Below are 14,797 nucleotides of genomic sequence, written 5' to 3' on the forward strand. Positions count from 1 at the left end.
AACCCATGATTAACTCATGGGGACCCAAACGCGGCAGGTGGCGATAATTACCTGGAAAGGAAATGAGCAGATTGTTGGAGAAGGAGCACGACAGGTAGTGGAAGTAAAGAAGTTGGAACGATTGCTTAAGCAGGTACCCGTTGATACGGCGGAAAAGTATCTATTTTTATCCGTATCTAGCGGAGATGAACGAGCGAAAATAAGGAATAGTCGAACAGACACATTAGAGGGCGGAATTGACTGGTTAAAGAAAGAATTAACTACGGCTAAAGGCACCATGATTCGTGTGGATATTGTTCGCACGATGGAGGAATGTACTTACCTCGAACTCATGCGAAAGCTGGCAAATGTTCCGAGAAACAATTATTTTCGACGAGGGATTGCCTTTGATAAGAAATTCAATGTCGCCTTTTTAGCCGAAGAGCTGATGGGAAATGCTTTATTAAAGCCTTCAGAGAAGCATAAGGTTGGCTTCAATTCACCAGAGTTATCCTTTGATCAAAAAAACGTAGATGGCTATATGATGCGCAAGTACGGTGAATCATTGAAAAGCAAAATTCCTCAGCGTAAATTTTACGTTTTTGATACGCAAGGCTTCTATTTTGAGCAGGAGGAGTGGTTACCTTTATCCATCCAGCCACAACAAGCAGGCATGCGAGCAACTGATTTGCATCGGTTACCCCAGCAGGTGGATGAAGCGATTACGAATGGCGAAGCCTTTTTGCAGCGACAGATTCAGGCATCCGGTCAGTTCATTTATGGCTATTATCCGACCTATGATTATCAGATCAAAGGCTACAATTCGGTGCGGCACTTTTCCAGTGTCTATGCCTTACTGGAAGCCCAAGAGTATTTAGGATTAAAGGAAGAACTCAAGGGTTCGGAACGGGCTTTGGATTGGGGGTTAGATCATCTAACCTTAGAAAAAGACGGGGCTCTGTTCATACAGGAGCAGACAGCTTCGGGGACTTCATTAAAGCTAGGTGCACAGGGCTTGGCAATTTTAGCTCTGGCTAAATTCCAGACGATTACCGGCAATGACAAATACGAAGCAGCGATTAATCGAATCATTAAAGGAATCGAAACCAAGTTTGTTTCTTCAACAGGTGAGACCACCCACATTTTGGATGAACAGCTGGAGACGAAGAAGAAATTCGAGATCATCTATTACGATGGCGAAGCGGTTTTCAGTGTGTTGCGGGGCTACGCGATTACGAAGAATCCAGCACATTTAGCCTTAGCGCAAAAATTATTTGACCGATTTGTGGCGAAAAACTACGAACGGTACCACGATCATTGGTTAAGCTATGCTACCAATGAATTATTGCTTTATTTAGACGAGAAGAAATACTACGAATTCGGCTTGAAGAATGCATTTGAAAATTTACGCTTTATCGAACAGCGGGATACCGCCTATCCAACCTTGTTGGAGCTGCTTATGGCAGCGATCAAGATGACAGACAAGGTGAAGGCGACAGAGTATTACAAAACCAAGGCATTCGATCGTTTTGTTTCGAAAGAAGACTTTTGGCGACTAAGGGAAGTTGCTCGGAAACGAGCGGAAGTCGAAATCGAAAAAGGTGTGATGTATCCGGAAATGGCGATGTTTTTAAAACGGCCAGAGAAAGTTGTTTGCGGCTTCTATACGCGGCACGACAAATTCCGAATGCGAATTGATGATCAGGAACACTTTTTAAGTGGATTGATTCATTTTTACGAGTATTTTTATCGCGATTAGGTTGGAGAGCACAAAAGGATTATTAGGAGAAAAGGGGTTATAACAGCATGAGAAACAACCGAAAGATTGTTTATCGACAGGAAGCCATCAAGAAATACAAGATGCACAAGGTGAAGAAGAACTGGGTAGTCAAGGGCGGTATTGCTGGGGCAATGCTGGTCAGCACAGTTGGTACACCACTAGCTAATCAAGTTAGCTATGCAGCTGAGAATGAAATGGTGGATGAAAGTGAAGCCGAGAAGCAGCTAGAGACGGGGACGGAGATTCCGGCAGCGGGAGCGACGAATGGATCAGCAGCACCTGCAGCGGCTCCTACGCCAAGAGCGACTGAGAATCCTGATGGGACGAAGACTTGGGCCGCTAATGAGGATGTAGAATTTGTTGTCAGCAATTTTGAAATATTAAATTCAGCGGGCGAAAAGTTAACTTCTCTAGTAATGCCTGATCTAAGTGCAGAAAACGGAATATATTTTGAAGCAATATTAGATAATTCAGCAAAAACCATCCAGGTGGGAGATAAATTGTTTATTCCAGTTAGTACTTCTGGAATTAGGGATGGAATAAAAGCATTAGTTCCCGTAAAAGGGATGGAACTAACTGACATAGGTATTGTTAATACTGTTGCTGGTGGCTTAGAAATAGAGATTACTAATGAAATTTCAGGTAACAAAAAGTTCATATTTAATGCACCCGGTGCTGCTGGTATTGCTAGACCAACATTTCAGGCAGTGAATGGTAGCTATAGAGATTCAAAAGTAACTTATATTCTTGCTGGTATGACACAGGAATTAACTACTGCAGATAATTCGGATGTACCAACATATGCAGGAGCTCTTTCTATTACAGGACCGTTAACCGCAGGTGGGTCTAGTCATATGTATAGTTCAATATACTCAGATAATACCCGAGATTTATACTTGGAGCTTTTAGGGATGCCGAGAGAAGTTTCTTCAGATAATTTAGTACAAATTAACCGTGTTGAAATAAAAACAGGTGAAGTTGCGGAATTCACAACCGGAGACTTATCTTCTAGTGAACTTGCCATCAATCTGGCAGCTCCTAGACCAGATGCTAACGGTTTATACCAAACAGGAATGTTTCCACGTATTAGTGAAGAATTTTCATCTAAATACACGCTGCGATACATTACAGTTTCTCAAGATTCATCTGATGAACAAATTAAAGAAGCTTTAATTGCTGCTGGACCATATTCGTATACTTCATTTGAAACTCCTGAAGGGAATGTAGTCTTTGCACGTAATATCGGCAGCATTTTTGATGCACCAAAAATCACAGAGACGGATATATATCGAAACAGCGGAGCTACAAGCCCCTCAGAATTTTTTGGAATGCAAGGCTTCCCTATTAATGAAGATGTTGTGGATTTAGTAGATAGAGTTTACGCAACAATGGGTTTCAGTTCATATAACGATTTTAATATTTATTTTAGAGATAATTCGATAATTAACTCTGCAGATTCACTTAGTTTGGATATGTTACATGGAGAAACTTACCTGTCATCTGCAAGTACAACCCCTGCAGCAATATCTGTACAAGGTCAAAGCTATGTCCAATTAAATTTGCGCGATGAAAATGGTCCGATCGGTACAAAAACAATTAATGGTTGGCCAGACGATACTGGCCGCGTTACAGCAGAAGATTTGGAAATCGAAGGGTACGAACTAAACAAAGGAGCAGGAAAGTTACCTATTGGTGCCGATCCATTAACGGGTGAGTTAGATATTACTTTTCCTGAGCAAGGACAAACGACTTCTTATGACTATTATTACACAGCAAAAGATTCATCAGTAACTGTTAAGTACATGCTAGATATAGATGGTGATGGTGTTGGTGATGAGTCAATTAATGCTGGGGCAGACGATCAAACAATACCTGGAAAATACAATGAAGACTATTTTGCTCAAGTAAGAAACTATAGAAGTAAAAACTATGTGCTTCATGAAATGCCAGCTAATAGATCTGGGAAGTATGGAGATCCAACGCCAGATGTGGTTTTTGTTTACCAAGAAGTAGGTAGCCTGATTATTGATACTACTGCTTATGATAACAATGAAACTGGTTCTACTACGCGTTACTCAATTCTTACTGATAATTTGAACCTAAGAGATTTGGAAGTTCCAGAACCACCAGCAGGATACCATTATATAAATGAAGCTGGAGAAACATTAACACCGGGAGATACCATGCAGCCGACAACTAAGATGGGAGATACGACTTGGCGTTTAGTACCTAATGAAACAACCGTGACTTACCATTATGTGAATGAAGCTGGGGAAACAATTGCATCAGATATTATGGAAGATACCATGGTAGGTGCATCCATTCAAGACAAAATAAATGTTGTGGAAGGTTATCTATATGTAGAAGCTGATGCAGGAAATCCTACCTCGGTTGGTCCAAATGGAGCCAATGTAACCTATGTTTACAGACCAATGGGTGGATTTACGTGGACGAATCCAGATACTGGCGAAACCATTACTATTAAATATCCAAACGATCCAAATGATCCTAGCAAAGCATTAGACCCGGATGACCCTAACTATCCAGTCATTCCTTATGTTCCAGGATATACCCCAACCGATGAAGAGGGGAATAAATTGGAATTAGTTGATCAAGAAGATCCAGAGAAGGGTTATAAGCCACCAGCAGTTTCTGACCCAGGAGAAGATACAACTGTAATATACGGTGAAGATGACGAAAGCGACAGTGATTCGGATAGTGACTCAGACTCGGACAGTGACTCAGATTCCGATAGTGATTCAGACTCCGATAGCGACTCAGATTCGGACAGCGATTCAGATTCCGATAGCGACTCAGATTCAGACAGTGATTCGGACTCAGACAGTGACTCAGATTCCGATAGTGACTCAGATTCAGACAGTGATTCGGACTCAGACAGTGACTCAGATTCCGATAGTGACTCAGATTCAGACAGTGATTCAGACTCCGATAGCGATTCAGACTCGGACAGCGATTCAGATTCGGATAGTGACTCAGATTCGGACAGTGATTCAGATTCCGATAGCGATTCAGATTCGGACAGCGACTCAGATTCCGATAGTGATTCAGACTCGGATAGCGATTCGGATTCGGACAGTGACTCAGATTCCGATTCAGACAGCGATTCGGATTCCGATAGCGATTCAGACTCAGATAGTGACTCGGATTCCGATAGCGATTCGGACTCGGATAGTGATTCGGACTCGGATAGTGATTCGGACTCGGACAGTGACTCAGATTCCGATAGCGATTCAGACTCAGACAGTGATTCAGACTCAGACAGTGATTCAGATTCCGATAGCGACTCAGATTCGGACAGTGATTCAGATTCCGATAGTGATTCGGATTCGGACAGCGATTCAGACTCAGATAGTGATTCAGATTCCGATAGTGACTCGGATTCAGACAGTGACTCAGACTCGGATAGCGACTCAGACTCAGACAGTGATTCAGATTCAGACAGTGATTCAGATTCCGATAGTGACTCAGACTCGGATAGTGACTCGGACTCAGATAGCGATTCAGATTCGGATAGTGATTCAGACTCGGACAGCGACTCAGATTCCGATAGTGATTCAGATTCAGACAGCGACTCAGATTCCGATAGTGACTCGGACTCGGATAGTGATTCGGACTCAGATAGCGATTCAGATTCGGATAGTGATTCAGACTCGGACAGCGACTCAGATTCAGATAGCGACTCAGATTCGGATAGTGACTCAGATTCGGACAGTGATTCGGACTCAGACAGTGACTCAGATTCGGATAGTGATTCAGACTCGGATAGCGATTCAGATTCGGATAGTGATTCAGACTCGGACAGTGACTCAGATTCGGATAGTGATTCAGACTCAGATAGCGACTCAGACTCGGACAGCGACTCAGATTCCGATAGCGATTCAGACTCAGATAGCGACTCAGATTCGGACAGTGACTCAGACTCGGATAGTGACTCAGATTCCGATAGCGACTCAGATTCGGACAGTGATTCAGATTCCGATAGTGATTCGGATTCGGACAGCGATTCAGACTCAGATAGTGACTCAGATTCTGATAGCGATTCAGATTCCGATAGTGACTCAGATAGCGACTCGGATTCAGACAGTGACTCAGATTCGGACAGTGACTCAGACTCAGACAGTGATTCAGATTCAGACAGTGATTCAGATTCGGATAGTGACTCAGACTCGGATAGTGATTCAGATTCTGATAGTGACTCGGACTCAGATAGCGATTCAGATTCGGATAGTGATTCAGACTCGGACAGCGACTCAGATTCCGATAGCGATTCAGACTCGGATAGCGACTCAGATTCGGACAGTGACTCAGATTCCGATAGTGATTCGGACTCGGATAGCGATTCAGATTCGGACAGTGATTCAGACTCGGATTCAGACAGTGATTCGGACTCAGATAGCGATTCAGATTCGGATAGTGACTCAGACTCAGATAGCGACTCGGATTCAGACAGTGACTCAGACTCGGATAGCGATTCAGACAGTGATTCAGATTCAGACAGTGATTCAGATTCTGATAGTGACTCAGACTCGGATAGTGATTCAGATTCCGATAGTGACTCGGACTCAGATAGCGATTCAGATTCGGATAGTGATTCAGACTCGGACAGCGACTCAGATTCAGACAGCGACTCAGATTCCGATAGTGATTCAGACTCGGACAGCGATTCAGATTCCGATAGCGATTCAGACTCGGATAGTGACTCAGATTCGGACAGTGACTCAGATTCCGATAGTGATTCGGACTCGGATAGCGATTCAGATTCGGACAGTGATTCAGACTCGGACAGCGACTCAGATTCAGACAGCGACTCAGATTCTGATAGTGATTCAGACTCGGACAGCGATTCAGACTCGGATAGTGACTCAGATTCGGACAGTGACTCAGATTCAGACAGCGACTCAGATTCTGATAGTGATTCAGACTCGGACAGCGATTCAGACTCGGATAGTGACTCAGATTCGGACAGTGACTCAGATTCAGACAGTGATTCGGACTCGGATAGCGATTCAGATTCGGACAGCGACTCAGATTCCGATAGTGACTCAGATTCGGACAGCGACTCAGATTCCGATAGTGACTCAGATTCGGACAGCGACTCAGATTCCGATAGTGATTCAGACTCAGACAGCGATTCAGATTCCGATAGTGATTCGGACTCGGACAGCGACTCAGATTCCGATAGTGACTCAGATTCGGACAGCGACTCAGATTCCGATAGTGACTCAGATTCGGACAGCGACTCAGATTCCGATAGTGATTCAGACTCAGACAGCGATTCAGATTCCGATAGTGATTCGGACTCGGACAGCGACTCAGATTCCGATAGCGATTCAGACTCAGACAGTGACTCAGACTCGGACAGCGACTCAGATTCCGATAGCGATTCAGATTCGGACAGCGACTCAGATTCCGATAGCGACTCAGACTCGGATAGCGATTCAGATTCCGATAACGACTCAGATTCCGATAGTGATTCAGACTCAGACAGCGATTCAGATTCCGATAGTGATTCGGACTCGGACAGCGACTCAGATTCCGATAGCGATTCAGATTCGGACAGCGACTCAGACTCGGATAGCGACTCAGATTCCGATAGTGATTCGGACTCGGATAGCGATTCAGATTCCGATAGCGACTCAGACTCGGATAGTGATTCAGATTCCGATAGTGATTCAGACTCGGACAGCGACTCAGATTCCGATAGTGATTCAGACTCAGACAGTGACTCAGACTCGGACAGCGATTCAGATTCCGATAGTGATTCAGACTCGGACAGCGACTCAGATTCCGATAGTGATTCAGACTCAGACAGTGACTCAGATTCCGATAGTGATTCAGACTCAGACAGTGACTCAGACTCGGACAGCGATTCAGATTCCGATAGTGATTCAGACTCGGACAGCGACTCAGATTCCGATAGTGATTCAGACTCAGACAGTGACTCAGACTCGGACAGCGACTCAGATTCCGATAGTGATTCAGACTCAGACAGTGACTCAGACTCGGACAGCGACTCAGATTCCGATAGCGATTCGGATTCAGACAGCGACTCAGATTCGGACAGTGATTCAGATTCGGATAGCGACTCAGATTCGGATAGCGACTCAGACTCGGACAGCGACTCAGACTCAGATAGCGATTCAGATTCGGATAGCGACTCAGATTCAGACAGTGATTCAGACTCGGACAGTGATGCAGATGCTGATTATGATAATTGGTTTGTTAATCCGCCGACCTTAAATCCTAACACGGCTGGTGATACAGTTATTTCTGGAAGAGTTCCTAGTCAAAATATGGATCATGATAGAACCTATACAGTGGATCTTTATGTGAATGGTCAACTGATTATTAGTGGAATAGAAGTTGACCCTGGTGGCACTTTCCAATATGACTTAGCCGAAATTGCCAATGAATATGCAAGACTAACTGGAAGAGTGCTTGAAGAAGGTGATCTTATTACTGCCTTAGTCAAAGGTCACCAAGAGGGTAAAGAGGACAAAGTAAGTCAAAGTGTAAGTACGGTTGTTCAAGGTGACAATGATTCGGACTCAGATAGCGACAGTGATTCGGATAGTGATTCAGACTCGGATAGCGACAGTGATTCGGATAGTGATTCAGACTCGGATAGCGACAGTGATTCGGATAGTGATTCAGACTCGGATAGCGACAGTGATTCGGATAGTGATTCAGACTCGGATAGCGACAGTGATTCGGATAGTGATTCAGACTCAGATAGCGATTCAGATTCAGACAGTGATTCGGACTCAGATAGCGATTCAGATTCAGACAGTGATTCGGACTCAGATAGCGATTCAGATTCCGATAGTGATTCGGATTCTGATCGTCCGACACTTCCTACTACTAATACAAAAGGCAATAACAGCTCAGGTACTTCTGCAACTAAAAAATTACTGCCTAGCACCGGAACAGAGGACGAGCAAATTCTCTATTCTGTAGCTGGATTAGGACTTGTTTCGATGGGAATTGCTTTTTACGGCACCTCAAAGAAAAGAAAAAAAGGTGACAATAGAATCTAAGAAGTAGCTAAACTTGAAAAGGCTGTACGTATCTTTATTAGTGCAGCCTTTTTCTAAAGAGGAGGTTTAGGGTTGAAGGAAAATGTGTATGTTGTAAAGAAAAATCAGAATGTTCACAAAAGATATCGACTACACAAGGTTAAAAAACATTGGGTAGTCAAAAGTGGGATTGTTGGTGCGATGTTCTTGGGACCTAGTGTCGCAGGAGCAGAAGATGTGGCAACCACAGTAGAAGTAACGGAATCCAGTGTGGATACAATAAGGACCAATCCAATTGACGATGGGGTAACGAATCTTGCTTCCAATGGATTGACAAGAGAAACACCTCGAGAAGAGCAAGTCAGAGTGGAGATCGTTGAACCTGCGATACGATTAGCTCAACAGGTTCAAAATGAACCAGAGATTGCTCAATTAATTGAAGCATTATTGCAGGCGCAACGAGACGATACTACGAATTACTATGGAGGCGTTCAGGTTGCTGCAGATGCGTTAAAAGCAGCCACTACACCGGCAATTGCAGCGAGAACAGAAGCAGTCAATCAAGCAATAACTATCCGGAATCAAAAGGATTATCGAAATGGCATTTCCGGCTTATTTGGCATAACCTATCATAACCAATTAGATGAACCTTATAGTCGATTACAAGCAGGTATCAGTGGTGCCGCTTCATCACCGGGAACAGTTACGACGGCAGAAGTTACAGCACTGGCTGCAGAGTATGAACAATTAGCGAATGACGTTCGTACCGAAGCGTTTGAGCTGCAAGGAATACCCGGACCCTTATCCGATCAATACATGCAATCCAGCTATACTGCTAAATATGTAAATGAAAAAGGACAATCCATCATTCCGGATGAAACAATAGCCGCTTCATTTAACGAAGATATACCACTCCATCCAGCAAGAAATGAACCGATAGAAGGGTATGAATTTTTCAAAATAAATTGGAGTCTTTCAGATGATATGGTGTCAGAAGATAACACTTCTGTTGCTACGTATGTGTATCGAGCGAAAGATGCAGCCATTACTTACAATTATGTATCTATCGATGAGGATGGGAATCAACAATTAATAACATCTGATGTGGTACCAACAAAAGTTGATGCAGCAATTGATGAAAAGATTATTGAAATAGAAGGGTATGAATTTGTAGAAAAGGATGAAAGTACTTCAGATTCAGATATGATCGTGGACCGTAGTGGTCAATCGGTTGTGACGTATATTTACCAAGCAAACAAAGCAACTGTTACCCATCGCTTCGTTAATCAAAATGGTGTGGAAATCGCGGATGAACAACAAGAGCAATTGGCTGTGGGTTCAACGATTGCTAGTAAGAATATTGAAATAGAAGGTTATGATTTTGTTGAGCTTGGTCAAGAATCCGATGAAGACATGAAGGTCAATGCGGATGGTAGCTCAGTCATTTACTATGTCTATGAAGCGAAGGATGCACAAGTTATTTACCACTATGTGTATATTGATCCTGACTCTGGTAATCAAACCAGCCATTCAGTAACGGTTGATACCAAAGTAGATGCTGTAATTCCAGAGAAAATTGAGGTTGTCAAAGGGAACTACTACGTAGGAAAAGCCGAGAGTTCAGACTCTGACATGATTGTTGACAGAAATGGCTTATCTGAAGTGACTTATATCTATCACTCAATGGGAGGGTATGTTTGGGAGTTTTCGAATGATGACGAGGTTGATATTGATCCGGATCGTTCTGCACAACTTTATTGGAATGATCCAGATGATCCTACAAAGGCACTTTCTCCTGATGACCCAAGTAACAAGCAGGTAGTTCCTTATTTTGACGGCTATATAGCAACTGATGCAGAGGGGAACCCTTTAGAATTAGTCGATCCAGACAATCCTAAAAAAGGATATAAACCTCCTGGCTATAAAGATCAAACAGAAAATACAGTTATAAAATACGTAAAAGACGATGATGAATCTGATAGTGATTCAGATTCTGATAGCGATTCAGACTCGGATAGTGACTCAGATTCAGACAGTGACTCAGACTCAGATAGCGACTCAGATTCAGACAGTGATTCAGATTCCGATAGTGATTCGGACTCAGATAGTGATTCAGATTCCGATAGTGATTCAGATTCCGATAGTGATTCGGACTCAGACAGCGATTCAGACTCAGACAGTGACTCAGATTCCGATAGCGATTCAGATTCCGATAGTGACTCGGATTCGGACAGCGACTCAGATTCCGATAGCGATTCGGACTCAGATAGTGATTCGGATTCGGACAGCGATTCAGATTCCGATAGTGACTCGGATTCGGACAGCGACTCAGATTCCGATAGTGATTCGGACTCAGACAGCGATTCAGACTCAGACAGCGACTCAGATTCCGATAGTGATTCAGACTCAGACAGCGATTCAGATTCGGACAGCGACTCAGATTCCGATAGCGATTCGGACTCGGATAGTGACTCAGACTCGGACAGCGATTCAGATTCCGATAGTGATTCGGATTCGGACAGCGATTCAGACTCAGATAGCGACTCGGATTCAGACAGCGACTCAGATTCCGATAGTGATTCGGATTCAGACAGTGACTCAGACTCAGATAGTGATTCGGATTCCGATAGTGATTCAGACTCAGACAGCGATTCGGACTCGGATAGTGACTCAGATTCCGATAGCGATTCGGACTCGGATAGTGATTCGGACTCGGATAGCGATTCGGATTCGGACAGTGATTCGGACTCGGATAGTGACTCAGATTCTGATAGCGATTCAGACAGTGACTCGGACTCAGATAGTGACTCAGATTCGGATTCCGATAGTGACTCAGATTCCGATAGTGATTCGGATTCCGATAGTGATTCGGATTCGGACAGTGATTCGGACTCGGATAGTGATTCGGACTCGGATAGTGACTCAGATTCGGATAGCGATTCGGACTCGGACAGCGATTCAGACTCGGACAGCGATTCAGACTCGGATAGTGACTCAGATTCTGATAGTGACTCAGATTCGGACAGTGATTCAGACTCGGATAGCGACTCAGATTCAGATAGCGATTCGGATTCAGACTCAGATAGTGATTCAGACTCGGACAGTGACTCAGATTCGGATAGCGATTCAGATTCGGACAGTGATTCGGATTCAGATAGCGACTCAGACTCGGACAGTGATTCGGATTCAGACAGCGACTCAGACTCGGATAGTGACTCAGATTCAGATAGCGATTCAGATTCGGACAGTGATTCGGACTCGGATAGTGACTCGGATTCAGATAGCGATTCAGACTCGGATAGTGACTCAGATTCAGACAGTGACTCGGACTCAGATAGTGACTCAGATTCGGATAGCGATTCGGACTCAGATAGCGATTCAGATTCGGACAGTGATTCGGATTCAGATAGCGACTCAGACTCGGACAGTGATTCGGATTCAGACAGCGACTCAGACTCGGATAGTGACTCAGATTCGGATAGCGATTCAGATTCGGACAGTGATTCGGACTCGGATAGTGACTCGGACTCAGATAGTGACTCAGATTCGGATAGCGATTCAGATTCGGACAGTGATTCGGACTCGGATAGTGACTCGGACTCAGATAGTGACTCAGATTCGGATAGCGATTCGGACTCAGATAGCGATTCAGACTCGGACAGTGATTCGGACTCGGACAGTGACTCAGATTCAGACAGTGACTCAGACTCGGATAGCGATTCGGATTCAGAAAGTGACTCAGATTCGGATAGCGATTCGGATTCAGACAGTGACTCAGACTCGGACAGCGATTCAGACTCGGATAGCGACTCAGATTCGGATAGTGACTCAGACTCGGACAGCGATTCAGACTCGGATAGCGACTCGGACTCGGATAGCGATTCAGACTCAGATTCGGACAGCGATTCAGATTCCGATAGCGATTCAGACTCAGATAGCGACTCAGATTCGGACAGCGATTCAGACTCGGATAGCGACTCAGATTCTGATAGTGATTCAGACTCAGATAGTGATTCAGACTCGGATAGTGACTCAGATTCAGACAGTGACTCGGACTCAGACAGCGATTCAGATTCGGACAGCGATTCAGACTCAGATAGTGACTCAGATTCGGACAGCGATTCAGATTCTGATAGTGATTCAGACTCAGATAGTGACTCAGATTCGGATAGCGATTCAGACTCGGATAGTGACTCAGATTCAGACAGTGATTCAGACTCAGACAGCGATTCAGACTCAGATAGCGACTCAGACTCGGATAGTGACTCAGATTCAGACAGTGATTCGGACTCAGACAGCGATTCAGACTCAGATAGCGACTCAGATTCTGATAGTGACTCAGATTCGGACAGCGATTCAGACTCAGATAGTGATTCGGACTCAGACAGTGACTCAGATTCTGATAGTGATTCGGACTCAGATAGCGACTCAGATTCGGACAGCGATTCAGACTCAGATAGTGACTCAGATTCTGATAGTGATTCGGACTCAGATAGCGACTCAGATTCGGACAGCGATTCAGACTCGGATAGTGACTCAGATTCGGACAGCGATTCAGACTCAGATAGCGACTCAGATTCTGATAGCGATTCAGATTCTGATAGTGATTCAGACTCAGACAGTGACTCAGATAGCGACTCGGACTCAGACAGTGATTCAGATTCTGATAGCGATTCAGACTCAGACAGCGACTCAGATTCTGATAGTGATTCAGACTCGGACAGTGACTCAGATAGCGACTCGGACTCAGACAGTGATTCAGATTCTGATAGCGATTCAGACTCAGACAGCGATTCAGACTCGGATAGTGACTCAGATTCGGACAGCGACTCAGACTCAGATAGTGATTCGGACTCAGACAGTGACTCAGATTCGGATAGTGATTCGGACTCAGATAGTGACTCAGATTCGGATAGCGATTCAGACTCGGACAGCGACTCAGATTCTGATAGTGATTCAGATTCAGACAGTGACTCAGATTCCGATAGCGACTCAGATTCGGATAGCGACTCAGATTCTGATGTTGTTGATTATGATGATTGGGAAGTTGTTCCACCGACCTTGAACCCAAATTATGTAGGTGGCTCGGTAATTACTGGGCATATTCCAGATCAGGATACGGATTTAGGACGCTACTATACTATGGATGTTTACATTAATGGTCAATTATTTATTACTGATTATGCCGTAACTCCTGGTGGCGACTACTCTATTGACTTAAATGATTACATTCAGACCTTAGCTCGAATGGCAGGCATAACCTTAGAAGAGGGCGATGTGGTCGAAGTTGTTCTAAAAGGACATCAACTTGGAGAAGCTGAGAAAGAAAGTGAAAAGGTTAAGGATGTCGTGAGTGGTGATAATGAATCAGACAGCGATTCGGACTCAGACAGTGACTCAGACACTGACAGCGATTCGGACTCAGACAGTGATTCAGATTCGGACAGCGACTCAGATTCCGATAGTGATTCAGACACTGACAGCGATTCGGACTCAGACAGTGATTCAGACACTGACAGTGACTCAGATACGGATAGTGATTCAGACACGGATAGTGACTCAGATTCTGATAGTGATTCAGATTCGGACAGTGACTCAGACTCAGACAGTGATTCAGATACGGATAGCGACTCAGATTCAGACAGTGATTCGGACTCGGATAGCGATTCAGATTCCGATGGTAAACCTAAGGTAAGTTCAAACCTGAAAAAGACAACCGGTCGAACTACGAAGACAGGGGCATTACCTAAGACAGGGGCCGATGTGAAGGAAGCTGCTTATCCAGCAGCTGGGCTCGGCTTGCTAGGTCTTGGATTATTGGGACTAAAAGATAAACTTAAACGAAAAAAAAGCAGGACCAAAGACACGATTGATGAGTTTTTCGATAAAGAGGAGTAGGAAGTAATAAGGAAACGAACGATCTCTCTAGAACAAAGAATTAATCTTTTTAGACGGATCGTTCGTTTTTTTACCCTTACAAGCTTCTTTTTAACAGAAAGGG

The 14,797-nt window shown here is 44.2% G+C and carries 3 protein-coding genes; all 3 read left to right on the plus strand.

Translation table 11 applies throughout. The features are described 5' to 3' along the window. Positions 1 to 16: 16 nt before the first annotated feature. The 3 genes from IGI49_RS01775 to IGI49_RS01785 all read left to right on the plus strand — a co-directional run bounded on the left by IGI49_RS01775 (position 17) and on the right by IGI49_RS01785 (position 14,694). Entirely contained in the window at positions 17 to 1,738 is a 1,722-nt protein-coding gene (locus IGI49_RS01775) for a hypothetical protein (RefSeq protein ID WP_242704685.1), read from the plus strand. A gap of 47 nt (positions 1,739 to 1,785) precedes the next feature. Beyond that, positions 1,786 to 8,817 carry an LPXTG cell wall anchor domain-containing protein gene (locus IGI49_RS01780; protein WP_429963146.1) on the plus strand — a complete coding sequence of 2,344 codons (7,032 nt, stop codon included), beginning with the start codon at positions 1,786 to 1,788 and terminating at the stop codon, positions 8,815 to 8,817. Between the two features lie 72 nt (positions 8,818 to 8,889). Further along, positions 8,890 to 14,694, plus strand: a complete 5,805-nt coding sequence (locus tag IGI49_RS01785; protein WP_429963147.1) for a MucBP domain-containing protein — start codon at positions 8,890 to 8,892, stop codon at positions 14,692 to 14,694. The last annotated feature ends 103 nt before the right edge of the window (positions 14,695 to 14,797 follow it).

The sequence above is a fragment of the Enterococcus sp. AZ071 genome (assembly GCF_050499065.1).
Classification (GTDB): domain Bacteria; phylum Bacillota; class Bacilli; order Lactobacillales; family Enterococcaceae; genus Enterococcus_A; species Enterococcus_A ferrettii.